Below are 25,425 nucleotides of genomic sequence, written 5' to 3' on the forward strand. Positions count from 1 at the left end.
GATTGGCTGCCCAGGCGGATGGTAGTGGGCCAGCAGAATCGAAGCTGTTGTCAGGGCTCGGGCCAGAGGCTCACAGGGGCGGACTTCACCAAAATGCCTTGACGGAGCTAGTTGACGTCTAGGCTCATCGCCGGAAGCGCTCCGATGCAGCCGAGTTAGAAGTGGGGGGCAGTCACACGTGAGCGATCGCAATGTCCGGGCGGCACACTTCCGGTCGATCCGGATCAATGTGGGCAGACGTCGGACTGACCGACCGACTCTCGTGGCGGTGCGTCGCCGAGGTGGTCCCACCCAGTCATCATCACAGCACACCCAAATCCGGCACCAACCAGAAGATGCCCAGCGTGCTGGCGCCATTCCGGTCGGGTTAGTGCTGTGACGATGAGGAATCCGATTGTTTCTCAGCCCCTTCGAAAGTACTGGCGCCAGCGTGGCCAAGTAATCGGTGCTTTCTGGGATGTAGATTTTTTGTTGTTCGACGCGGTTCTGACAATGCAGATCGATAACGGTGTTGGGGGTGATTTGCTCGAGATCGGAGCGCTTTACGGCAAGAGCGCCATCGTGCTTGGGTGCCGCGCGCGGCCCGACGAGCAGGTGATCGTCTGCGACGTCTTCGATGAGGCCGCGGGCGAAGACACCAATGTCGCGGAAAATGATGAGTCGTACTCGGGGCTCAATCGAGAAAAGTTTGAAGAAATTTACTCGCGATGGGTGGATCGGCCGCCCGTTGTCATCGCTGAATTGTCCGAGCATATCGTCGGAAGAATCGCCCCTGGCTCTCTGCGTTTTGCGCATATCGACGGCAGCCATCTGTATGGCATCGTTCGCATGGATATCGCCAACACTCGTACGTTGTTGAAAGACACTGGCGTGGTCGTAATGGACGACTTCCGCGCCCTGCATACCCCGGGGGTAGCGGCCGCCGTCTGGGAAGCCGTAGCTAACGACGGTCTGATACCGGTATGTCTGTCCGAGCAGAAATTCTATGGCGCATGGAATGCCGACGCGGCACAGGTGCTACGTGAGGCGTTGACCGACTGGGTGATCGGACACGGTGACCAGCTCAATTGCGGGGTCCAGGAGATCGCCGGCGCGAGCGTACTGATTATCGAAAACCCCCTTCCATTGACTCTGCAGAGACGAATGCAACTCTTGTTGCCGGCATCGTTTCGCGATAGACGAGGCAAGGCATGCCGTCGACCATATCTTGGAGTCCCCCCGGTTCCGGCGCGGTAAGTAGTATGGTCCGCGGCGCCTGAAAATGCCTCGAGGGTATGTGTACGTGGCAGTAAGCCGAAGTCTGGCCTGATGAGGCTACCGTGGGTCTGACGACCATACTTCCCAACAAGCATCAACGTGCGCTTTACCTGGCCGCCCTGCGCTATCGGTTGCGCGGCAACGTCCTTCGTTTCATCTGCGAAACCCACCAAGAGATTCCGCCGCAGCCGCCCGCCGGCGCCGGCACTCTCGCGTGTTCGCACATTTTTGATCCGCAGGGCACCGTCGACCCGCACATCGTCTACTACCTGAAGGCGTCCACAGCCCCCGGGGCGGCAATCCCTTTCGTCTCCGGCTCGCCGACCCTCACCCCGAATTCGGTGGCTCGCAACCGACCGTTGTGCGCGGGCATCTATACGCGCCATACGAATGAGCGGGCCATACACGCTGTCGTTGGCGACGACGAAGCGGTCGAACTGGTCAAGCGACCATCCGCGTTGACGTAGGACGCACCAGCCGAGTTGCCAGGAGTCGAAATTGAGCGCGAGCTCCCATCGAGGAAATGTGGAGCTCATTTCGCGGTGTGGACATGTACGGGCCGACCGAAAGCCTGGGGCAGGCGCCTCACCTCCAGTCCTACTTCCTTGCCTGGGACCTGAATTCACGTACCTGGGCCCGTGCTCAACGACTTCTGGCGGCGCTTCCAAAACATCGATGAATCATCATCCACCACCAGGATTTCGAAGGCGATGCCTTCCTGCGAAGATGCTTCGCAGGCAACGGTCGATCGTTCTGCTGTTGTTGTACACCGGTACTGTCAGCGGTTAGACGGCGAGAACTCTGCGTCCGCGATCAGGATGCAGTCGGCTTGCCCCTCGGTCGGTGGCGGGCTTCGTCGCTTACGTCGCGCGCCAGCATAATCACGGAAACCTGGGTAGAAAGCTGAAACTTTGAAAACTCTCAACGAACGCCCGCAGCAGATTAGGCTGTGCGCCGGGAATAGCTTAAGTCTGGGCGACCCGACCAGGCTGCCTGGGGCGGTCGCACCTGTGAAGTCCGTAAAGTAGCCCGCGATCCCATAGCCATGCCGGTGCCCGCACCAAGCTGCACGTGGAATGCGGCCCGGCTCGAACCCTGGACGGACTAGGAAGGTCATGCGTCAGCAGATGAAGGATCTATTCGCGCAGTCGGCCGCCGATGCTATCAACCAATTCAATTACGTTCGCTTGCGGATGTTTCATCGCCACAAGTATCGGTCGGTGGTGGCAGACCAATACGGGATCGAAGTCGGTGGGCCGAGCGCGCTTTTCAAGACGGTGTTGCCGCTCTACCGCTACATCCGAGACCTCGACGGGGTCAACTTCTCCAACGATACCGTGTGGGAGGGAACCATCACGGCTGGGCAGAATTTCCACTACTGTGATGGCAAGTCGGGTCGCCAATACATCTCGGAGGCGACCGACTTGAGAGAAATAGCAACCGAGCAATACGATTTTCTTTTGTCATCGAACTGCTTGGAGCACGTCGCGAACCCCATCAAGGCGTTGGTGGAATGGAAGCGGGTAATCAAGCCGGGCGGTGGGCTGGTGCTGGTGCTGCCTAATAAGGTCAGCAACTTCGACCATCGACGCCCGACGACGAAGTTCGCGCATTTGTTGGAAGACTTCACCAACGATATCGGCGAAGACGACCTCACGCACCTAGATGAGATATTGGCGCTGCATGACCTGCAAAGAGATCCACCTGCAGGTGACCTCGAGCACTTCAGAGAACGAAGCTTGCGAAACGTCGAGAACCGAACACTCCATCACCATGTGTTTGACGTCGAGTTGATCAAAGATGCGTTGAGTTACGTGGGTTTCGACATGCTGAACGTCACGCCTACGTCATCCGACTTCTTCGCGCTGGCAAGAAAGAACTCGAGCGTCGGCCCCGGGACCGGATAAGCGGCCGTTGAAAGCCATCTGAAGTAATGAGGATCCATCGCGGCCAGCAGCCCTCCCATCTGGCCGCACTGCGCTACCGTCTGCGCCGCAACGCCCTTCGTTTCATCTCCGAAACCCATCTGGAGCTTCCGCCCCGGCCACCGGCCGGCGCTGGCACTCTCGTGCTGTTCGCGCATTTCGATCCGCAGGGCATCGTCGACCCGTACGTCGTCTACTACCTGAAGGCGCTCCACAGCCTCGGGGCGGCAATCCTTTTCGTCTCCGGCTCACCGACCCTCACCCCGGAGTCGGTGGCTCCCATCCGACCGCTGTGTGCGGGCATTTATACCCGCCACACGCTCTCGCTCGATTTCGGCTCCTGGCACCTCGGTTGGTGCATCCTGCAACAACACGGATGGTCGCTTGACCAGTTCGACCGCTTCGCCGTTGCCAACGACAGCGTGTACGGCCCGCTCTTTCCCATCGAGGAAATGTGGAGCTCATTCCGCGGTGCGGACATGTACGGGGCGATCGAAAGCCTGGAGCAGGCGCCGCACCTTCAGTCCTTCTTCCTTGCGTGGGACCTGAATTCGCGCACTCGGCCTATGCTCAACGACTTCTGGCGGCGCTTTCAATACATCGTTGACAAGTACAAGCTGATCCAGCGCTACGAACTGGGCCTGTCCGAACGGGCCCGTCGCGCGGGGCTGACCATCAAGCCGTTCGTCTCCGCCGCCGCCATCCAGGCGGCATACGGCCGATCGCCGGAGCACCAGTGGGTGAGCAGGTTCTCCGGGCCGCCGGCCAACAACACGCTCTACTTCTGGGACGGCCTGATCGAGCACCTGAGGTTCCCCTTCCTCAAGACGATCCTGCCGCGCTCCAACGAGCCCTGGCACGATTCCATGCCGCACTTGCGGGACTTCATCGAGCGGCACACCGACTACCCGTACGCACTCATCGAATCGAACGTGGGCCGGCTCGGCTGCGGGCCATCGTCATGGACCAAGCCGGCCACCGAAAACACCCAGTGACCTGGATCCGGCTTGTCCGAATGGCATTCGGGGCCCGGACGGCCAATGTACCGTTGGCTCGTGTCGTTATTGATCGCCGTGCCGGTGTACGGCCAGCACGAATACACCCACGCGCTCGTCCGTGATCTGGAGCGCGAGGGCGCCGAGTACCTGATCGTCGACAACCGGGGCGACTATCCGCGGATCGGCAACGAGCGTGTCACCACACCCGGCAAGAACCTCGGCTGGGCGGGCGGAAGCGAGCTCGGGCTTCGGACCGCGTTCTCGGAGGGCCACTCCCACGCGATGACGCTCAACAACGACACCCGCCTGTCCAAGGGCTTCGTCACCGGCCTGCTCGACCCCCGCCTGCCCGCCGACGCCGGCATCGTGGGCCCGTTGACCGACGAGGGTTTCGCCTGCGCGGTCACCGACGAAAAGCCCGACGCCGCAGACTACTTGCCTCGACCCCTGTACCGGACAGTGGCCGCGGTCGAGGGCACGGCCCTGATGATGTCGCGCGAATGCTGGGACGCCGTCGGCGGAATGGACCTGCAGACCTTCGGACGCTACGGCTGGGGGCTCGACCTCGACCTGGCCCTGCGTGCCCGCAAGGCCGGATTCGGCGTGTACATCACGGAGATGGCCTACATCAACCACTTTGGCGGCAAGACCGCCAACACCCTGTTCGGGAGCTCACGCTACGCGTGGGGCGGCAGGCTCGCCATGCTGCGCGGCCTAATCAAGCTGCACGGTTGGCGCGCGACGTGGGCGATGGAGCGCGTCCTGCGCCGCGAAGACAGGTGGCATAAGCAGGTTCCGCGCGACTACACCACGCACCGGCTGCAGGACGACCCCGCTCGCCGCTGAGACAAAGGCCAGACGGTCAGGCGCAGGACTGCGCGGCGACCCGATACCCGCGCACGGCGAGTGGAAGGAACACCGCGATCAGCGCGACCACCCACAGGAACGTCAGCGCCAGCGGCAGCAGCAGCGGGCCGTCGTGGGCCAGGGCGCGCATCACCTCGATGGGCGGCGACATGGGCTGCAGCCGGACGAACGGCCGCGCCCAGTCCGGGAAGAGGGCCACCGGGGTCGCGCCGGAACTGACGAAGACCAGCGAAGTGGCCCCGGCGGCCAGGTAGGTCACGATGGCGCGGCCGTTGGCGCGGATCGCCAGCGTCATGACCAGCGCGGTGAACCCGACCACCACGAGCGGCGGGACGAGGATGTAGGCCAGGGCCGTGATCCAGCCGTGCGCGAAGCGCAGGCCCATGGTCGTTCCGACGGCGGTCACCAGGATCGTGCCCACTAGCGCGCGGGCGGCCTCGGCGATGAGCCGGCCCGCGATCGCGCTGGCCCGGTGGATCGGCAGCACCCACATCCGGCTGAGCAGCCCGGACGCGCGCTCCATCGGGATGCCGACGGCGCTCCCCAGGGCGCCGAACATGCCCGCCAGCACCGCGCACATGGGGACCAGGCCGTAGATGCTGTCGATGCCGGTGGCCTTGTAGACCTGCGCACCCAGCACGGCCTTGTAGACCACCAGCAGGACCACGGGGAACGCCACCGAGCTGATCAGCGCCGCCGGTTCCCGGCGCCACCGGGTCACGATCCGGCCAGCGTGAACCAGGCTCTGCGTGAGAAGCGAGCCCTCGATACCCGGATGCGCGGTCATCGGCCGCGCCTCTGCATCCGCAGCGTTATCCCGCCGAACACAAGCAACATCCCCACACACCACCCCAAGCCGGCCGCCAAATGATCGAACGATACTTGCCCGGTCGACAGACCGCGCAGCGTCTCGGCGGTCTGCGATACGGGCTGGTTGCGCACGAACGGGCGCAACCACTCAGGAAAAGTCTTCTCCGGTGCGACTCCCGTCGACAGCAGGATCAGCACCAACTGGGGGACCAGCAGCACCTGGCTGGTGCCCTCGAGGCTGCCCTTGCTGGACCCCAGCGCGTCGGCGCCGAGCGCCACCGCGAGGCACAGCAGCAGCGCGAGAGCGACGAAAGCCAGCCCGTAACCGAGCCCACCGGTCATCCGGAAGCCGAACACGACCCCGGCCGTCATGGCCGCCGCCAGCGCGATGCCGGCCCGGACCAGGGTGGCCGTGATCCGGGCGCTGACCGGCACTATGGCGGCGATCGGCAAAGTCCGCAGGCGCACGCCCAGGCCGTAGATGCGGTCGCGGCCCGCGCGGTCGGCCGTGAGCGCCGCGGCCATGACCATCGACTGGACGACCACGGCGGGCAACAGATATTGCGGGTAGGTCATCCGGCCGGTGTCGATGAGGCCATGGGTCGCCACAGTCAGCCCGACCAGGCTCGCCACGGGTACGAGCACCTCGAAGACGATCGCGCCGTCGCGCAGCGTGTACAGCAGCGATCGTTCGGTAAGGGCGGCCAGCGCGGTCATGACCGGGCGACGGGTTGCTTCGTGAGGTGCAGGAACGCCTCGTCGAGCGAGGGCTTTCGCAGCGAGATGTCGGCCAGCTCGATGCCGGCCGCGTCGAGCCGACGGAACACCTCACCCAGCGTCGTCACCCCGTCCTGGGCGAGCACGGAGATCGAGTTGGTGTCGGCGTCGAGGTCGATGCCGTCGAGCCCGGCGAGCACCTCCAAGACCTGCGGCAGATGAGCCGGGTCGGCGGGGGTCACCTCGCAGTAGCTGGCGCCCGCCTTCCGCTTGAGCTCCGCCGCCGTGCCGCTGGCGATCACCTGGCCGTGGTCGATGACGACGATCGAGTCGCTCAGCACGTCGGCCTCTTCGAGGTACTGCGTGGTGAGCAGCACTGTCACGTGCTGCTCCCGCAGCGAGTTGACCAGGGCCCACACGTCGCGGCGGCTCCGCGGGTCCAGCCCGGTCGTCGGCTCGTCGAGGAAGAGCACCTTGGGTGTCACCACCAGCGCGCTCGCAAGGTCCACGCGCCGCCACATGCCGCCGGAATACGTCGAAACCCGCCGGTCGGCGGCCGCGACCAGGTCGAACTGGCCGATCAGCTCGTCGGCGCGGGCCTTCGCCCGGTGGCGACTGAGCCCCCGCATCCGCCCGAACAGCACCAGGTTCTCCCGGCCCGTGAGCAGCGGGTCCATCGCGGTGAACTGCCCTGTTATCCCTATGCTCGCGCGTACCTGCGCCGGCTGACGGACGACGTCGTATCCGGCCACCAACGCGCGGCCCGCGGTGGGCCTGATCAGCGTGGACAGGATGTTGATCGTCGTCGTCTTGCCGGCGCCGTTGTGCCCGAGGACGGCGCACACCGTCCCGGCCGGAACCGAGAAGTTCACCCCACGCAGCGCGGGCGTTCCCCCAAATGTCTTCGTGAGGCCATCGACCTCAACCGCAAATTGGCCCACGGACGGAGTATTTCATGGAGGCCCGGCGCCTGCTGGATTATTGAGACAATCGCCCAAGATTTCGGCCGGGCGGACAGGCAAGCGTCAGGACTCTCCCAGCGGGCGCGGCGCAACAGGCCTGGTCAACGGTACGCAGTCCGGGGCCGCCCGGATGCATTCCCCGAAATCGGGCCTGCGGCCAACCCGCCTGCTGATAATCTGGCGTCGCTTTTCAGCTGATCGAATGGACCGAGATGACCGCCGTATCACGCTCTTCCAGCGCCGATCGCGCGCGAGCCGACCGCCGCGCCGGCTGGCGGCGCGCGTGGCGGCGGGCGCAGGCCACGCTCATACCCTGGTCGCCCCGGGTGCTCGGAAAGCGGCTGGAAAGCCAGGCCGCCATGCTGGGCGACCACATCAAGCAAGGCGACACGGTTCTCGACGTGGGGTGCGAGACGGGGCACCTGTGCCAGTTCTTGGCGGAGATGCACGGCGCGACGGCGACCGGCATCGACGTGCACGACGCGCGCACCATCCCGATCGACTTCAGCGTGTTCGATGGCAAATCAATCCCGTTCGAGGACAACGCCTTTGACCACGTCGTCCTCAGCTTCGTGCTGCATCACGACATGGGCCTGCTGCTGGGCATCATCATGCCGATACTGGCCGGCGTAACAACCGTGCTGACCAGTCCGGTGGGATTCCTGCAGCGGCCGGCCCGCTGGATGCAGCTGCTGGCCCGCGAGGAGCCCACGCTGTCGGCGGGTCCCAACTTCGCCTTCGAAGTGGTGGTCCGCAAGACGTCCGACGCGGACATGGCCGGGCTCGACCTCGGGAGCGTGCACAGCATCCTCAACGGCAGCGAGCGGGTGCAGCCCAAGACGCTGCAGCGGTTCGCCGACCGGTTCGCGCCGTTCAACTTCAAACCCGAGGCGCTGCGGCCGTCGTACGGCATGGCCGAAGCGACGGTTTACATCGCGACCCGACAGGTCGGTGATCCGCCCGAGATCGGACACTTCGACGCCGACAAACTGCCTGCGGGCCAAGCGGATCGGTGCGAACCCGGAACCGGCACCCCGTTGGTGAGTTACGGCGCGCCGAAGCTGCAACTGGTCCGCATCGTCGATCCCGACACGTGCCGGGAGTGCCCGGACGGGACGGTCGGCGAGATCTGGGTGAACGGCGACAATATCGCCCTGGGCTATTGGCAGAAGACGGACGAATCCGCAACAGCGTTCGGCGCAACGATCGTCGAGCCGTCGGAGGGCACGCCGGAGGGTCCGTGGCTGCGGACGGGGGACTCGGGCTTCTACTCCGACGGCGAGCTCTTCATCATCGGGCGCATCAAGGACCTCCTGATCGTGTACGGGCGCAACCACTCTCCCGACGACATCGAGGCGACCATCCAGGAGGTCACCGCGGGCCGCTGCGCGGCGATTGCGGTCCCCGACAAGGGCATCGAGAAGCTCGTCGCGATCATCGAGCTCAAGAAGCGGGGCGACTCCGAAGAGGAGGCGGCCGACCGGCTGCGGGTCGTCAAACGCGAAGTCACGTCGGCCATTTCGAAGTCACACGGGCTCAGCGTCTCGGATCTGGTGCTGGTGTCGCCGGGCTCGATCCCCATCACCACCAGCGGCAAGATCAGGCGGTCGCAGTGCGTCGACCTCTATCGGCAGGACGAGTTCACCCGCTTGGACGCCTAAGGGGTTAGCCCTGGGCCGCCAGCCGCCGCGATTGCGGTAGGTCGCGTTTGCTCGGGTGATCGCGACCGCTGGGGCTATCTCGGCGTCAAGCGACAAGCAAGCTCTAGTCGACAGAGCGTTCGTCGCCGCCGAACACCGGCAGCGGCTGGCTCGCGTCCTCCTCTGGCGACGAGTTGTCGTTGGCATGCCCGTTGGTCTTGCCGTTCTTGTGGCCATTCCCGTTGGCTACCAACAGGATTGGGCGACTCGCCAGCACGTTGTGGCCGAACAGCGGCAGGGAGTGGCCCAGGAACCGGTCGGGCTTATGCCTGGTGTTGCCGTTGGGGCGGGTCGGCGCCTGGGCCTCCTTGAGGTCCGTCAGGTGTGATACGCCGCTGAGGTCGAACAGGGGGAGCGGGTGGTCGCGGTTGAGGTCGACGGAGCCCTTCGTCGGCTTCTTCGAGTCGGCCGCCGGCCCCGCGGCCGGCAGGACCTGGGTCTTGGGACTCGGGATGACCTTCAGCCGGACCAATTGCCCTGAGATCTGCTCCAGCTGACGCTGCTTCGCCTGGTAGGCGGCGTACACCTGGGACGGGCTCTTGCCGAGGTTCGACGGCCACCAGTTCTTCTGGCCGATCATGGCCGCCAGGGCCGGCACCGTGATCGTGCGAACCAGGAAGGTGTCGACGACGATCCCGATGCCGATGATGAAGCCGGCCTCGGCCATGGTGCTGATGCTGGCGAACAGCAGGCCGAACATCGACGCCGCGAAAATCAAACCGGCCGAGGTAATTACGCCGCCCGTCGTGCCCACCGTGCGGATGACGCCGACGCGCACGCCGTGCGGTGACTCGTCACGTATTCGTGAGATGAGCAGCATGTTGTAATCGGCGCCGACGGCGACGAGCAGGATGAACGACAGCCCTGGCAGGCTCCAGTGCAGTTCCTTGCCCATGAGGAACTGGAACACGAGGACCCCGATGCCCACCGCCGACAGGTACGAAAGCAGCACCGACGCGATCAGGTACAGCGGCGCGATGATGGCCCGCAACAGGATCACCAGGATCAGGAACACGATGACGATCGTCGCGACGATGATGAAGCCGATGTCGCTGTTGTAATAGTCACGTGTGTCCCGAAGTCCCGTCGGAACCCCCGCGACCGCGATCTTGGCGTCCGTCAGCTCCGTGTTCGCCGTCGCCGACCGCGCCGCCCGCTCGATCGCGCTGACCTGGTCCATGGCGTCGGTCGTGAAGGGGCTGAGCCCGCTCTGGATGAAGTAGCGCGCCGCGTGCCCGTCGGGCGAGATGAAGATCTGGGCACCCTTTTTGTACTCGTCGCGGGTGGTGATCTCCGGTGGGAGGTTGAAGCCCGACATGTTCGCTTGGCTCGCGTCGTGCTTCATGTTCAGCAGGAACGACGACGCCTCGTTGAGCCCGGCGCCCAGCCTCCTGGTCTGGTCCACCAGCTCCTTCACGCCGCCGGCGATCGCCCGGCTGCCGTCGGCCAGCATGTTGGAACCCTGCTGCGCCGCGGCCATGGTGGCCTGCAGGTTCTTGATCGTCTTCATCGCGTCGGAGGCCTGGGTCAGCGTCTGCTGGACCTTGTCGAGGGTCTGGGCGATGGTCGCCGCCTGCCCGGCCGCCTGCAGGTTGCGGGACATGATCTTCAGGGAGTTGAGGGTCCCGTCGTTGTTGGCCCCGACGATGGCGGCCAGACTGGCACGCGAACTGACGCAGCTCGGGTCGGCGTTGCAGTCCGGGCTGTTGTTCAGGGCCGTCAGCATCGGGCCGCCCCACTGGGCGATGTTCTGCGCGTTCGCCGTGGACGAGCCGAGGTTTTGGCCGAGCGACTTCATCTGCCCCGTGAAGGAGGCGCCCTGGTCGAGCGCGGCGATGGTCCGGTCGCCGCCGAGCAGTTGCTCCATCGCGGTCAGCGCCGAGACCACCCCGCTGAGGTTGCTCACCGACTGGGTGACCTGGTCCCGCAGCTGGGCGAGGGCGTCGGCCAGCTGGTTGGAGCCGTTGACCAGCTTGTCCAGGTCGTCGCCGTGGTTGGCGATCTGGCTGGACGCCTCGTCGAGCTTGCCGCCGACCTCGCCGGCCTGCCAGGACACCTTCATCTGCTCCAGCGGGTCCCCGTTGGGTCTGGTCAGGCCGCGCACCATGGTGATGTTCGGCAGCTGACTCACGCGAGCCGCGACCTGCTCCAGGTCGGCGAGGGCCTGGGGCGTGCGCAGGTCGCGGGACGACTGGATGAACAGGACCATGGGCGTCAGTCCGTTCAGTGGGAAATGGCGGGTCATCGCGTCGTATCCCTTGGAGCTGTCGACGTCGTCCGGCAGCGACTTGAGGTCGTCGTAGTTGAACCGCACCACGCTCACGCAGGCGGCCAGGGCGATGAGCACGATCAGGCTCGCGATCAGGTGGATCTTGGGCCGGCGCACGATGCGGATGCCGGAGAGCCGCCACATCCGCGTCGTCAGGTCGCGCCGCGGATTGATCCAGCCACGCCGGCCGGTGAGCACCAGGACGGCGGGCAGGAAGGTCACCGCCGCCAGCAGCGAGATCACGATCGAGATCGAGATCGCGGGGCCGACCGCCGAGAACACCTCCAGCTTGGTGAAGATCATCGCCAGGAAGGTGACCGCCACGGTGGCGGCCGACGCCGCGATCACCTTGCCGATCGACATCAGCGCCTTCTTGACCGCCACGTCGGACTCGTCGCCCTGCCGCAGGTAGTCGTGGTAGCGGCTGATCAGGAAGACGGCATAGTCCGTCCCCGCGCCCATCATCACCGCGGTCATGAACACGATGACCTGCAGGTTGGTCGCCAGCCCCAGTTCGGCCGCCCCGGACAGCACGCCCTGGGCGGTGCCCACGGAGATACCGATCGTCGCCAGCGGCACGAACATCGTCACCACGTTGCGGTAGATGATGATCAGGATGATCAACACGCTGACCACGGTGGCGATCTCGATGAAGTGGATGTCCTCCTGGCCGATGTCGGTCAGGTCGACGACGGTCGCCAGCGGTCCGCTGAGGTTGGCGGTCAGCGTTGTCCCCGCGACCGTCTGTTTGACGATGGCGGCGATCCGTTTGTACGCCGCGATCGTTCCCGGATCGGACTGGTCGCCGGGAACGTTGAGAGGCAGGATGAGGGCCTTGCCGTCCTTGGCGACCAGCAGATTTTTCATCTCCGGGTCGTTCATGGCGTTCTGGACCGACAACTTGTCCTGCTTGTCGTCGTTCAGCTTGTCGATCAGCTTTTGGTAGACGGTGTAGTCGCTCGGCGTCAGGCCCTTCTCATTGGTCAGCAGGACCATGAGGAGGGAGGTCGCCGACGCCGCCGCCGGCGCCTCCGCCTTCTCGTCCTTCTTGCCGTCCGGGTTCACGCTCCACGCCTTGGCCATCTCCTTGCCGATGACGGCGGTCGGCGCGTCTTCCGGGAAGGGGCTTGGCGGGTGCTTGCCGGCCTGGACCTGTAGCGGCGGAAACAGCAGGAACAGGGCGGCGGCTAGGGCGATCCAAGCCGCGATGACGACAAGCGGCCAGCGCACGACGAAATCGCCGATGCGGTCGTAAATCCCCCCGGGTTTCGCCGCCTCGCCCGAACCAGCACGGCTTGACACCCGTCCAACCCTACAAAACGGTTCCGGCTCTCGCCGCGTAATCACGATTCGAATTCAATCGTGACCGTAGCGTGACGTGGTTGCCGCGCGCTGGGGCGGCCGCCGGATGAACGCGCCTGCTCAGGGGGCCTTTCCGGCGCCGTCCGCGGAGGCGGCGAGGGACCGCCGAAAGACTTCATTCTCCAGCAGGTCGGCGGCGGTACCCACGCTGACACTGGTGGGTGTCATGCGCGCGGCCATCTCGCGCGCGCGGGTCACATATTCGGGCGCCAGGATCCTGCGCAGGTCCTTGAGCAGCGATTTCTTGGTGACGCCCGCGAAGCGCCGCGACTTGCCGACCTTGAGCGTCGAGACCTGGGCCGCCCAGGCCGGTTGTTCGGCGCTGATCCAGAGGACCAGGGTTGGGACCCCGGCCTTCATGCCGGCGGCCGTGGTGCCCGCACCTCCGTGGTGCACCACCGCCCGGCAGGCGGGGAAGACGGCCGCGTGGTTCGCCTCGCGGACGACCATGACGTTGTCGCGGCGGGGCGCATCGTCGAAATCGCTGATGCCGCCGCAAATGAGGGCGCGCTCGCCAAGCTCTGCGCACACGTCGCTGATCATGGCGACCGTCTCGGCCGGGGACTGCACCCGCATGCTGCCGAAGCCGAAGTAGATGGGCGGGGTGCCCGCGGCGATCCACGCCGCCACCTCCGCGTCGGTGGCCGTCGGCAACTCCAGTGTGAGCGTGCCGATGAACGGTCGCCTGTCGTCGTTCCACTCGTCCTTCAGACCCGGGAAGTACACCGCGTCGTACGCCTGCAGCTCCAGCGCCCGGGCCTCGATGATCCGCCGGGCGGACGACACCCTGGTCCTCGGCAGACCCAGCGCGCGGCGTTGCTCGTCCTCGGCGGCCTTGGTCATCCACCAATAGAACCCGTACAGGAACCTCATCGCCGACCGGGTCAGCGGCGGGGGCACGTACGGCACCAGATGGCCGTTCACCCGGTGCGGGAAGTGGTGCATGGCGACCATGGGGAGGCCGTAGTACTCGGCGATGTTGGCGACGACGCCCTGGTACGTCTGGCCCGACACGATGATGTCGGCGTCCTTCGCCAGCGACACCAGGGTGGTGCTCATGTCCGACCAGCCCCGGGTGAGGTACTCGGCGCCCGGGCGCAGGATCCCGAGCGGGTTCTGGACCCGCCAGAAGCTCCGGAAGATCTCCTCGTCCAGCTGGGCGTGCGAGTCGGGACCATACGGGACCGCGGTGAGCCCGACCGATTCGACGAAACGAATCAGGTTGGGCGGCACCGCCATCCGTACCTCGTGCCCCCGGCGCTGCAGTTCCACGCCGATCGCCGCGCAGGGCTCGATGTCGCCGCGGGTGCCGTGAACCGCCAAGACGGCCTTCATTGCCGGCATAGGGCTCGTTGCTTTCCGTGCGCGATCAGGGGCGATCCGACGAACGTCACCTGGCGACGCGGACCGGAACCCCCGCCAAGCTGCCCGCGACCACCCGGTTGAACACTGCCTTCAGCTGCGCCGTGAACCGCATCACGGACTCCCGGGCGATCGGGTTGTTCGGGTAGGACACCATGATGGAGACCTCGTCGAACAGGCGGAACACCGTCGAGTACATGTAGGCCGGGCTGCGGCCGTCGGTGAAGGCCGTGGCGCTCACACCGTCCAGCGCGGTCGCGACGATCGCCGACAGCGGCGGAAGCCCCGCGTCCATGTAGCTCATCATGGTGAACTGCGGACCATACTTCTTCAGCCAGGGCGCCAGCTCCAGCACGCGGTCGAACGGCACGTTGGCGCAGTGCATGTTCGCGTCGAAGGAGGCCTGCGCGGCGCGCGCGGTCTCCTCGAAGGAGTTGGGGTCGACGGGAACCGTGAACGGCACCACGCCGGTGAACCAACCCACCGTCATGAAGTCCGCGGGACTCTTGCGCTTGTCGGTCGGGGTGAGGCCGTAATACGTTTCCGCACCGGACAATTCGTAGTTGGCCAGCGCCGAGCAGGCGAACAGCCCACCGCTGAACCGGGCACCGGCCCGCTGGCACAATGCCTCGAACTGAGCGGTCTGGTCCGGCCCGAGCAGCTGCTCGACGTGGACGTCACCGCCGCACGGTATCGACTGATCCCCAAGCGGCAGAGGGAAATCGGGCAGCGTGCCGCCGTTGGCCTCGGCGAACTCGACCCACGTGCGCACCTCCGGCGATTCCAGGGTCATGGACGCCACCGTTCGCTGCTCCCGCAGGCAGAACTCGTCGTAGCTCGCCGCCGGCGGCAGCGAGACGGGGGCCTTGCCCTCGAGGATCGAGGTGTAGTTCATCAGGATCTCAACGTAGAGCCCCGCGATCAGCATCGGGTCGCAGTGCAGATGGTCGACCACCGCGTACAGCGCGAAGCAGTCGGCGTACTGAATGATGCCGAACCGGAAGCAATCCCACTGCAGCGGATCGGGGGTCGCAAGGACATGGTCCTGCCACTCCTGCTGCGTCATCGCGCCGTACTGCTTTGCGACGAACTGGATGTCGCGCGGGTTTGTCATCGTGTGACGGACGATGTTGTCACCGTCGAACTCGAACCAGCTGTGGTACGTCGCGTGGCGCCGCAGGTGCGCGTTGATGACGTACGTCATCGCGCGAATGTCGCACTTGCCCGGCACGTTCCAGGAACCCATGACGGCCCGCGAGTAGTCGAGTCCTTTGTCGCGGAACTCGACGAACCCCCGGAGGTGGCCGGCCTGCATCGAGCTCGGCGGAACCGAACTCACCGGCGCCTGCTCGGCTTTCGCGACACAACCGGGCGTCGGCTGCCACGTCACGATCGAGCCCGCCCCCGGATCCCAGTCGTAAGCGTTACCAACCCGCAGGCTGTCGTGCTCGGAACCTCCGCCTATGAACACGTTTCCTCCCTATTTTCCAGCCGCTGCAGTGCAGGCCACGTTGCCGTCACGAAGTTCGTCACGCGGGCGCGCCCTCTTTTGGTGCCAGCTTCTCGAACAGGTGGTCTGCCAGCCCCCGGACCGTGGTGATGTCGGCCGAAGTGATGCGGACCCCCGTCTGGGACTCGATGTGTGTGCGTAATTCGAGGTTACCCAGCGAGTCGAGACCGTATTCCGACAACGGATGGTCGGGATCGATATTGCGGCGCAGGATCAGACCGATCTGCTCGGCGAGTAGACGCCGCAGGCGGCTCGGCCACTCGTCGAGGGGCAGCTCCGCCAGTTCGGCGCGCAGCTTGCCGGAACCCGAGCGCTTCTCGCCCGCGGACTTGAACATTTCGAGGAACTTGCTGCGTTCCGCGAAGGACGAGATCCACGGCGTCCCGATGAGCGGGGTGTAGCCCGTGTACGCGCGGTCGTGGCGCAGCAGCGACTCGAACGCGTAGGCGCCCTCGTCGGGGGTGATCGCCGCGCCGGTGCCCTCGGCGAAGCCGGCACCCCGGCCGATCTCGCCCCACGCCCCCCAGGCGATCGCCGTGGCCGGCAGGCCCTGGGCGCGCCGCCAGTGGGTGAACGCGTCCAGCCAGCTGTTGGCCGCGGCGTACGCACCTTGCCCGGGCGAACCCAGCAGGGCGGCCGCCGAGGAGAACGAGCAGAACCAGTCCAGGTCCGCCGAAGCGGTCGCCTCGTGCAGGTTCCACGCGCCGTACACCTTCGGTGCCCAGTCCCGGTCAACCAACTCGTCGGTGATGTTGGTCAGCGTCGCGTCCTCGACCACCGCGGCGGCGTGCAGCACGCCCCGCAGCGGCAGGCCGGTCGCGGTCGCCGTGGCCACGAGTCGCTGCGCGACGTCGGCCTGGGCGATGTCGCCGCATTCAACGATCACGTCAGAACCTATCGCTCGGACGAGCTCGATCGTTTCAAGCGCCTTCTGCGTGGGCTCCGACCGCGAGGTGAGGACGATCCGTCCGGCTCCCGCGGCGGCCATCTTCTCGGCCAGGAACAGGCCCAGGCCGCCCAGACCACCCGTGATGATGTACGACCCGTCGCGGCGGAACACCGGGGCCTGTTCGGGCGGCAGGACCACGCTGCTGCGGCCGGCCTGCGGGATGTCGAGGATGAGCTTGCCGGTGTGCTCGGCCGCGCTCATCACTCGGATCGCCGTGGCCGCCTCGGCCAGCGGGTAGTGGGTGCTCTCCGGCATCGGCAGCTTCCCCTCGGCGGTCAGCCGGTACACCGTGCTCAGGATCTCGCTGGTCTCCGCCGGGTGGCTGACGGACATCAACCCGAGGTCGACACCCCAGAACGCGAGGTTGCGACGGAAGGGGAAGAGCCCCAGCTTGGTGTCCCCGTAGATGTCCCGCTTGCCGATCTCGACGAACCGCCCACCCAGCGCGAGCAGTTTCAGCCCGGCCAGCTGTGCGGCACCCGTCACGGAGTTCAACACGATGTCGACGCCGTAACCGTCGGTGTCCCGACGGATCTGGTCGGCGAACTCGATGCTGCGCGAGTCGTAGACGTGTTCGATGCCCATGTCCCGCAACAGCTGTCGGCGTCCCTCGCTGCCGGCCGTGGCGAAGATCTCGGCACCCGCGGCGCGGGCGATCGCGATCGCCGCCTGCCCGACACCACCAGTGCCGGAGTGGATCAGGACCTTGTCGCCGGCCTTGATGCGGGCGAGATCGTTCAGCCCGTACCAGGCGGTGGCGTGCGCGGTGGTCACCGCCGCGGCCTGCGCGTCGGTCAACCCCTCGGGCAGCTTCGTGGCCAGCCGCGCGTCGCACGTGACGAACGTGGCCCAGCAGCCGTTGGGCGACATGCCACCGACGTGGTCGCCGACCTTGTGGTTGGTGACGTCCGGCCCGACGGCCGAGACGACACCCGCGAAGTCGGTGCCCAGCTTCGGCAGGATCCCGTCGAGGCTCTGGTAGCGGCCGAAGGCGTTGAGGACGTCGGCGAAGTTGATGCTCGACGCCGTCACCGCGACCTCGATCTCGCCGGGGCCCGGGGGGACCCGGTCGAACGCGGCGAACTCCATCGTCTGCAGGTCACCCGGCATCCGGATCTGCATGCGCATGCCGTCGTTCTCGTGGGTCGCGATGGTGGTCTGCCGCTCCTCGGGACGCAGGGGAGAGGGGCACAGGCGCGCCGTGTACCACTCGTCGTTGCGCCAGGCGGTCTCGTCCTCGTCCGGACCGACCAGCAGCAGCTGGCGAACCACCTGGTCGGCGCCGGTCACCTCGTCGACGTCGATGTGGGTGGTGTGCAGGTGCGGGTGCTCGGCACCGATCACCCGCAGCAGGCCGCGCAGGCCGCCCTGGTCGAGGTTGGGAACGTCCTCCGGCAGCACCGTCTGGGCGTTCCGGGTGATGACGACCAGCCGCGGCGCCTCACCCTGGATCTCCGGCAGTTCTCGCGTGATGCGCACCAGGTGGCGAACGTACTCACCGGCCCGAACGGGCGAGTCCTCGTCGAGGTCGCCGTTCTTGGGCGACGTCAGCAGGACTATACCGGTGAACCCGCCGCGGGCGATCTGGTCGCGAAGCCGGCCGGCCGTCACCGCGTGGTCGGCGTCCTGCGGCCACGACACCGTCGCGCACTCCGCGTCGTGCACCTTGAGCGCGTCGGTGTATGCCGCCGCCACCAGGTCCGCGGCGTCGGAGGTGCTGACCAGCAGCCACGAGCCGGGCTCGGCGGTCGCCACCTCGGGCAGTTGCCGCTGCTGCCATTCGACGGTCAGCAGCCGCTCGCTCATCACCCGGGCGCGCTCGCCGCTCGGCGAGACGCCGGTGCCCATCTGCAAGCCGCGGACGGTCAGCAGCACGGCGCCGTGCTTGTCCAGGATGTCGAGGTCGGCCTCGATCGCTCCGCCCGTCGCCGCGGTCACCCGCGAGTAGCAGTAGCGGGCCGCGTGCACCGGACCGTAGGTCCGCAGCTCGCGGACGCCCAGCGGGAGCAGCAGGCCGCCCAGGCTGGCGCTCGCCACGCTGGGGTGAGCGGCCACCGACTGGAAGCACGCGTCGAGCAGCGCGGGGTGGACGCCGTAGCTCGTCTGCTGCGTGCGGATCACGCTGGGCAGGCCGATCTCGGCCAGCACCGTGGTTCCGGTCCCCTCGGCGGTGAGCGCGGCGGCCAGGCCCGCGAAGGCGGGGCCGTACTGAATGCCGGCCAAGTCCATCGCGTCCCGGAGGTCGTTGCCCTCCAAGCGGCTCGGGTGGGCGGCCAGCAGCGACTCGATGTCCTGCGCGGCGGGGATCTCCTCGTCCACGACGGACTGCAGCACCGCGGAGGCGCGACGTGCCTGCACCCCGTCCTCGTTGGTCTCCACCACGAAGTTCAGCGCGCCCGGCACCTCGGCGGTGGCGGTGAGGCTGACCTGGGTCTCCTCGTCGAGCATCAGCATCTGCTCGAAGCGGACGTCGCGGACCGCGGACGCCTCGCCGAAGACGGTGCGGGCCGCCGCCAGCGCCATTTCGCAGTACGCGGCGCCGGGCAGGGTGGCGGTGCCGTGGACCTGGTGGTCGCCCAGCCAAGGCAGCGTCCCGGTCCCGATGTCGGCCTGCCAGACGTGGCGTTCCGGCTCCTCCGGAAGGCGCACGTGCTGACCCATCAGCGGGTGCACCGCGACGCTGGATCGCAGCGCGCGGGAGCTGTGGCCCTCACGGCTCAGCAGCAGCGTCCGGTGCGTCCAAGCCGCCAAGGGGGCGTCGACCAGGTGCCCGCTGGGGTAGAGCACCGAGAAGTCAACCGAGGCGCCGGTCGCGAAGAGGTCGCCCACCAGGCCCCGCAGGCCGTTGGGGAGCGGCTGTTCCCGCCGCATGGCGGCCAGGGCCGCCACCGTCATGTCAAGGCTGCGGGCGGTCTGGTCGACGGCGTGGGTCAGCAGCGGGTGCGGCGACAGCTCACCGAACACGCGGAAGCCGTCTTCCAGCGCCGCCTGCACCGCCGCGGAAAACCGAACCGTGTGGCGCAGGTTGTCGACCCAGTAGTTGGCGTCGCAGTACGGCTCCTCGCGCGGGTCGAACGACGTGGCCGAGTAGTACGGCACCTCGGGGGTCTGCGGCTCGATCTCGGCCAGCACGTCGTAGAGCTCGTCGAGGATCGGGTCGACCTGCGGCGAGTGGGACGCCACGTCGACGGCGACCTCGCGGGCCATCACCTCGCGCGCCTCCCAGGCCGCCACCAGCTCACGGACCGTGTCGGTCGCGCCGCCGATCACGGTGGACTGCGGGGAGGCGACAACCGCCACCACGGCGTCGTTGACGCCGCGGGCCATCAGCTCCGAGAGCACCTGCTGAGCGGGCAGTTCGACCGATGCCATCGCGCCGGAGCCGGCGATCTTCGTCATCAGGCGCGACCGGCGGCAGATGACCCGCACGCCGTCCTCGAGCGAGAGCGCGCCCGCGACGACGGCGGCGGCCGACTCACCCATCGAGTGGCCGATGACCGCGCCGGGCTGGACGCCGTAGGTCTTCATCGTGGCCGCCAGGGCGACCTGCATGGCGAAGATGGTCGGCTGCACGCGGTCGATGCCGGTGACCTTCTCGGGCGCGGTGAGCGCCTCGGTCACCGAGAAACCGGACTCGCCCGCGATCAGCGGCTCGATCTCGGCGATGGTCGCCGCGAACGTCGGCTCGTTGGCCAGCAGGTCCGCGCCCATCGCGGCCCACTGCGAGCCCTGGCCGGAGAACACCCAGACCGGGCCGCGCTCCTCCTGCCCGACCACCTCGGAGTAGATCGCATCGCCGTTGGCAACTTCGCGCAGCGCACCGAGCAGCTCCGCGTTGTCGCGGGCCAGCACGGCCGTGCGCACCGACCGGTGCCCGCGCTTGCGGGCGAGGGTGTACGCCAGGTCCGGCGTCGCCAGGCTCCGCGCCTGCGCCTCGACCCAGTCCGCGAGCTTCGCGGCGGTCTCCTGCAGCCCCTCGGCGGACGAGGACGACAGCGGGAAGAGCATCGCGTCACTGCTCGGGCGGATGGCCGCGCCGTTGCGGACGAGCGGCTCGGGGGCCTGTTCGATGATGGCGTGCACGTTGGTGCCGGAGATGCCGTACGCCGACACGGCGGCCCGCCGCGGCTGAGCACCCTCAAGGGGCCACTGCGTGGTCTCCTGCGGCACGAACAGTCCGGTCTCGAGCCGGGCCATCTCGTCGGGCAGGGCCTCGAAGTGCAGGTTCTTGGGCACCACGCCGTGCTGGACGCACAGGACGGCCTTCATCGTGCCGAGCGCGCCGGCGGCGGCCTGGGTGTGGCCGAAGTTGGTCTTGGAGGCGCCCAGGACGCAGGGGTTGTCCTTGCCGTACACCTCGGCGGTGCTCGCGTACTCGATCGGGTCGCCGACGGGGGTGCCGGTCCCGTGCGCCTCGACCATGCCGACGGTGCCGGCGTCGACGCCGGCCGCGGCCAGCGCCGCGCGATACACCGCGGCCTGCGCCTCGCCCGAGGGCATGGCGATGTTCGGGGTGTGGCCGTCCTGGTTGGCCGCGGTCGAGCGGATGACGCCCAGGATCCGGTCGCCGTCGCGCTGGGCGTCGGGCAGGCGCTTGAGCAGCAGCATGACGCAACCTTCGCCGGAGACGAAGCCGTCGGCCTTGACGTCGAACGCGTGGCAGTGCCCGGTGCCCGACAGCATGCCGCCCGCGGACGCGGAGACGGACCTGCGTGGCTCCATCATGACGTTGACGCCGCCCGCGAACGCGAGCTCGCTCTCACCGTCGTTGAGGCTGCGGCACGCCTGATGGATCGCGAAGAGGCCCGAAGAGCACGCGGTATCCACCGTGGACGCCGGACCGTGCACTCCGAGCGCGTAGGCGACGCGCCCGGACGCCATGCAGGAGATCGTTCCGGGGTTTCCATAGGGTCCGTCGAAGGCATCGGTTGCCGCGTGCACGAATTGGTAGTCGCCGTAGTTCAATCCGACGAAGACGCCGGTGGCGTCGGCGATCGTGTCCTTGGTGAGGCCGGCGTGCTCCATGGCCTCCCAGGCGGTCTCCATCAGCAGCCGGTGCTGCGGGTCCATCGCCGTGGCTTCTTTTTCGGTGATGCCGAAGAATTCGGGGTCGAAGTCGCCCACGGCGTCGAGGAACGCGCCCCACTTGCATACCGATCGACCGGGAACGCCCGGTTCCGGGTCGTAGTAGTAATCAACGTCCCAGCGATCTGCGGGGATCTCCTTGACAAAGTCGTCCCCACGCAGCAACGCTTCCCAAAAGAGGTCAGGGGAGTTGATGCCCCCCGGCAGCCGGCATGCCATCCCAATGACAGCTACCGGAGTCACTCCCGCCCTATCCACTTTCCTTCACCTCTCCTTGCCTATCCCCAAGTTCCTATCACTGCTGCCAGCTCTTATCAGGGCTTCGGAAAATATCGCCGAGTTTTTTTGTCACACCTGCGAAGTGCCGCGACGTCGCGGGAAAAACTCACCGACCCCCCTATCGAACCGGACCGTAAGAAGCTGGCGCGATCAGCAGCGTAGCGGCTTAGCTCGGCACGTGTGGAAAAATCGGGCGGACGTACAAAAATTTAACAAGCTGCCGACGACCGGCGGGCAGCTCAGAGCCCATATTTGGTTGCTTGATCACCGCCTCCCAACCGCTACCTTCGCGTTACACTCGCGTTATAGTCGCAGCTTAGAGCCGTTGTGCCGCAAGGGCGTCCGCGTTGTCAGCGTCCCGCGTTAACTTTTGCTCGCCGGAGGGTACCGGGCGGGATATCGGCGGAGCGGCGATGTGACGCAGAACACCCCCGTCCGTCATGAAACGACGTCACGGCGCTGCGAGTGCCTAGGTTTGCTAACCGACGGCCCGGGAAGGGCCGAAAAGGGCTAGGCAGCAGTAATTAGACACGCGTGTAAACACTGCGTCAGAGATGCCTAATGACGTCATGTTAGAGCTTTGTGCGAATCCCCGTGCGGGAATCGATGAAATCTTTGCGATCGCAAGTTAAGCGGCATCCCACGGGCGCACGGGACGTCAGAGTGTGGTGCGTGCGCCCGGCCGTCGGGAGTCCGGCGGGTCGGTCGGTCGCGAGGGTAAGCGCCTAGCAGCCAATCGCTTTCGCGCCACAGATTCCTGCTGCCGCCTTCGGGGTGGGCTTTCGCATTGCGGCCCACGGCGTTTGGCCTGGCGTCCGGTGATGGCGTGCACCGCCCGACAGTTGTGGCTTCCCGAGGGCGTTGGTACGCGGAATGCTCGAGGCATGACAACACCGCGAGTACCACCGTTGCCGCTCGACGAGGCCAAGGCCGCCGCTGACGAGGCCGCCGTACCCGACTATATGGCCGAGCTCAGCATCTTCCAGGTGCTGCTGAACCATCCGCCGCTGGCGCGTGCCATCAACGACCTGCTCGCCACCATGCTGTGGCACGGCTCGCTCGACCCCCGGCTGCGGGAGCTGGCGATCATGCGGATCGGCTGGCTCACCGGATGCGACTACGAGTGGACGCAGCACTGGCGCGTCGCGTCGCGGTTGGGCGTGACGCCCGACGATCTGCTGGGTGTGCGCGACTGGCCGTCCCATGACGGATTCGGGGCGGCCGAACGGGCGGTGCTGGCGGCCACCGACGACGTGGTACTCGACGGCGTGGTGAGCGAGCGCAGCTGGGCCGCCTGTGAACGTGAATTGCTAGGTGAGAGCACGGTTCTCCTCGAGCTCGTCACCGCCATCGGGGCGTGGCGCATGGTGGCCTCGCTGTTGCGTAGCCTTCGGGTCCCCCTGGAGGAGGGGGTGTCGAGTTGGCCGCCGGACGGCCGCGCGCCGAACGTGGACTGACGGAGCGTGGATGGGTCGCGAAAGCATCCGCGGCGCGGCCGGGTGCGCCGCGCGTGCCGATGGCGCCCGCAGCGGTGATTGACTTATCAATCAGTAACTCCTAGCGTCGTGCGAATGCGTACCCGAGTCGCCGAAATGCTTGGTGTCGAGTTCCCGATCTGCGCCTTCAGCCACTGCCGCGACGTCGTCGCCGCCGTGACCAACGCGGGCGGCTTCGGAATCCTCGGCGCCGTCGCCCACAGCCCCAAGCGGCTGGAGAGCGAGCTGGCCTGGATCGAGGAGCAGACGGGCGGTAAGCCTTATGGGGTCGACCTGCTGCTGCCACCCAAGTATGTTGGCGCCGAACGGGGCGGGATCGACGGCAAACAGGCGCGCGAGCTGCTGCCCGAGGAGCACCGCGCCTTCGTGGACGACCTGTTGGACCGGTACGGGGTCGCGGCGCCCGCCGACGAACGGCGCGCGTCGTCCGGTGGGCTCAACATCTCACCCAAGGGGTACGAACCGCTGCTCGAGGTGGCCTTCGCGCACGACATCCGGCTGATCGCCAGCGCGCTCGGGCCGCCGCCGGCCGACCTCGTCGAGCGCGCCCACGACCGTGACGTGCTGGTGGCGGCCCTGGCCGGGACCACGCGTCACGCCCAGCGGCACGCGGCGGCCGGGGTGGACCTGATCGTCGCGCAGGGGACCGAGGCCGGCGGCCACACCGGCGAGGTGTCGACCATGGTCCTGGTTCCCGAGGTGGTCGATGCCGTCGCGCCCGTTCCGGTGGTTGCCGCGGGCGGAATCGCCCGCGGCCGCCAGGTCGCCGCGGCCCTGGCGCTGGGGGCGGAGGGCGTGTGGTGCGGGTCGGTCTGGCTGACCACCGAAGAGGCCGAGACGACCCCCGTGGTCAAGGAGAAGTTCCTGGCCGCCAGCTCGTCCGACACCGTGCGGTCGCGGTCGATGACGGGGAAGCCCGCGCGGATGTTGCGCACGGCTTGGACGGAGGAGTGGGAGCGGCCCGATACCCCCGCCCCGTTGGGCATGCCGCTGCAAAGCGCCCTGGTCAACGAGCCCCAGGTGCGCATCAACCAGGCCGCCGGCCACCCGGAGGCCAAGGCCCGCGACCTGGCCACCTACTTCGTCGGGCAGGTGGTCGGGTCCCTCGACCGCGTCCGGCCCACTCGCGCGGTCGTGCTCGACATGGTCGAGGAGTTCATCGACACCATCGGGAAGCTCGACAGCCTGGTCGAGAGATGAGCGCCGGCGTCCGGCGGCGCCGCGCGGTGAGCGAGGAGGACAAGTCGCAGCGGCGCGACCAGATCATGGCGGCGGCCAAAGATGTGTTCGCGCGCAAGGGTTTTCATGACACGACGATCGCCGACATTGCCAAGCAGGCGGGCCTGGCCTACGGCTCGGTCTACTGGTACTTCGAGTCGAAGGACGAGTTGTTCCACGCGTTGATGGCTGTCGAGGAGACCGCCCTGCGCGACCACATCGCCTCGGCGCTGGCCGGACTCGCCGGAACCAACGGGCGCGAGGCCACGCTGCGTGCCCTGCTGGAACGCTCCGTGCTTGCGACACTGGAGTTCTTCGAGGCCGACAAGGCCACCGCGAAGCTCCTGCTCCGCGACCCCTATGCGCTGGGAGAGCGATTCGAACGGCACCTGGGCGGGATCTACGAGCGGTTCATCGACGACCTGGAAACCTTCGTCGTCACCGCCCAGGAGCGCGGCGAGGTGGTGGCCGCGCCGCCCCGGATGGTGGCGTACACGCTGGCCGCGCTCGTCGGGCAGCTGGCGCACCGGCGGCTGAGCACCGACGACGACGTCACCGCGGCGCAGGTCACCGACTTCGTCGTCGCGCTGGTTCTCGACGGCCTGCGCCCGCGCCGCGAGTGAGCTAGGCACGTGACCGGTGGGACGACCAGAGCCCGC

16 protein-coding genes are annotated in these 25,425 nt (G+C 67.1%); 9 read left to right on the forward strand and 7 right to left on the reverse strand.

The features are described from left to right. The first annotated feature begins 381 nt into the window (after positions 1-381). From G6N56_RS01400 to G6N56_RS01420, 5 genes are all read left to right on the forward strand, one after another. On the forward strand, positions 382-1,236 hold the full coding sequence (locus G6N56_RS01400) for a class I SAM-dependent methyltransferase (protein ID WP_232069186.1): 855 nt from the start codon (positions 382-384) through the stop codon (positions 1,234-1,236). 83 nt (positions 1,237-1,319) lie between these two features. Beyond that, on the forward strand, positions 1,320-1,724 hold the full coding sequence (locus tag G6N56_RS01405) for a hypothetical protein (RefSeq protein WP_085253684.1): 405 nt from the start codon (positions 1,320-1,322) through the stop codon (positions 1,722-1,724). Between the two features lie 648 nt (positions 1,725-2,372). Beyond that, positions 2,373-3,164, forward strand: coding sequence for a methyltransferase domain-containing protein (locus G6N56_RS01410; protein WP_158090657.1), 792 nt, complete (start codon positions 2,373-2,375; stop codon positions 3,162-3,164). Positions 3,165-3,190: 26 nt separating this feature from the next. Continuing rightward, a complete protein-coding gene (locus G6N56_RS01415) occupies positions 3,191-4,177 on the forward strand; it encodes a rhamnan synthesis F family protein (protein WP_085253686.1) in 987 nt (328 codons plus the stop codon). A gap of 45 nt (positions 4,178-4,222) precedes the next feature. Beyond that, positions 4,223-5,026 (forward strand): glycosyltransferase family protein, encoded by an 804-nt coding sequence (locus tag G6N56_RS01420; RefSeq protein WP_324616535.1) that lies wholly within the window; start codon positions 4,223-4,225, stop codon positions 5,024-5,026. Between the two features lie 16 nt (positions 5,027-5,042). Here the strand turns inward: G6N56_RS01420 and G6N56_RS01425 are convergent, their stop codons facing one another. The 3 genes from G6N56_RS01425 to G6N56_RS01435 are packed head-to-tail and all read right to left on the reverse strand — an operon-like array spanning position 5,043 to position 7,515. Then, positions 5,043-5,834, reverse strand: a complete 792-nt coding sequence (locus G6N56_RS01425; protein WP_085253687.1) for an ABC transporter permease — start codon at positions 5,832-5,834, stop codon at positions 5,043-5,045. Further along, entirely contained in the window at positions 5,831-6,574 is a 744-nt protein-coding gene (locus G6N56_RS01430) for an ABC transporter permease (protein ID WP_085253688.1), read from the reverse strand. The genes G6N56_RS01425 and G6N56_RS01430 overlap by 4 nt, the downstream gene beginning before the upstream one ends. Further along, a complete protein-coding gene (locus G6N56_RS01435; RefSeq protein ID WP_085253689.1) occupies positions 6,571-7,515 on the reverse strand; it encodes an ATP-binding cassette domain-containing protein in 945 nt (314 codons plus the stop codon). Before G6N56_RS01435 ends, G6N56_RS01430 begins: the two co-directional genes overlap by 4 nt. A gap of 380 nt (positions 7,516-7,895) precedes the next feature. Between G6N56_RS01435 and G6N56_RS01440 the strand changes: the two genes are divergently transcribed. After that, positions 7,896-9,197 carry an AMP-binding protein gene (locus G6N56_RS01440; RefSeq protein ID WP_264020568.1) on the forward strand — a complete coding sequence of 434 codons (1,302 nt, stop codon included), beginning with the start codon at positions 7,896-7,898 and terminating at the stop codon, positions 9,195-9,197. Between the two features lie 103 nt (positions 9,198-9,300). On the opposite strand, the gene G6N56_RS01445 is transcribed toward G6N56_RS01440, so the two are convergent. From G6N56_RS01445 to pks2, 4 genes are all read right to left on the reverse strand, one after another. Beyond that, positions 9,301-12,807 carry an MMPL/RND family transporter gene (locus G6N56_RS01445; protein ID WP_085253691.1) on the reverse strand — a complete coding sequence of 1,169 codons (3,507 nt, stop codon included), beginning with the start codon at positions 12,805-12,807 and terminating at the stop codon, positions 9,301-9,303. Positions 12,808-12,927: 120 nt separating this feature from the next. Beyond that, positions 12,928-14,202 carry a glycosyltransferase gene (locus G6N56_RS01450; protein WP_085253812.1) on the reverse strand — a complete coding sequence of 425 codons (1,275 nt, stop codon included), beginning with the start codon at positions 14,200-14,202 and terminating at the stop codon, positions 12,928-12,930. A gap of 55 nt (positions 14,203-14,257) precedes the next feature. Next, entirely contained in the window at positions 14,258-15,700 is a 1,443-nt protein-coding gene (locus tag G6N56_RS01455; RefSeq protein WP_085253692.1) for a condensation domain-containing protein, read from the reverse strand. A gap of 58 nt (positions 15,701-15,758) precedes the next feature. After that, positions 15,759-22,031 carry a sulfolipid-1 biosynthesis phthioceranic/hydroxyphthioceranic acid synthase gene (gene pks2, locus G6N56_RS01460; RefSeq protein ID WP_085253693.1) on the reverse strand — a complete coding sequence of 2,091 codons (6,273 nt, stop codon included), beginning with the start codon at positions 22,029-22,031 and terminating at the stop codon, positions 15,759-15,761. 905 nt (positions 22,032-22,936) lie between these two features. Here pks2 and G6N56_RS01465 point away from each other — a divergent pair. The 3 genes from G6N56_RS01465 (at position 22,937) to G6N56_RS01475 (ending at position 25,389) form a co-directional block, all read left to right on the forward strand. Continuing rightward, the gene (locus tag G6N56_RS01465) at positions 22,937-23,509 is read left to right on the forward strand and encodes a carboxymuconolactone decarboxylase family protein (protein WP_085253694.1); all 573 of its coding nucleotides are present in this window, start codon (positions 22,937-22,939) and stop codon (positions 23,507-23,509) included. A 114-nt stretch (positions 23,510-23,623) separates the two neighbouring features. Next, positions 23,624-24,748 carry an NAD(P)H-dependent flavin oxidoreductase gene (locus G6N56_RS01470; RefSeq protein ID WP_085253695.1) on the forward strand — a complete coding sequence of 375 codons (1,125 nt, stop codon included), beginning with the start codon at positions 23,624-23,626 and terminating at the stop codon, positions 24,746-24,748. Continuing rightward, entirely contained in the window at positions 24,745-25,389 is a 645-nt protein-coding gene (locus tag G6N56_RS01475; RefSeq protein WP_085253696.1) for a TetR/AcrR family transcriptional regulator, read from the forward strand. The genes G6N56_RS01470 and G6N56_RS01475 overlap by 4 nt, the downstream gene beginning before the upstream one ends. Positions 25,390-25,425: the final 36 nt, after the last annotated feature.

The organism is Mycobacterium saskatchewanense (assembly GCF_010729105.1).
In the GTDB taxonomy this organism is placed as follows: Bacteria; Actinomycetota; Actinomycetes; order Mycobacteriales; family Mycobacteriaceae; genus Mycobacterium; species Mycobacterium saskatchewanense.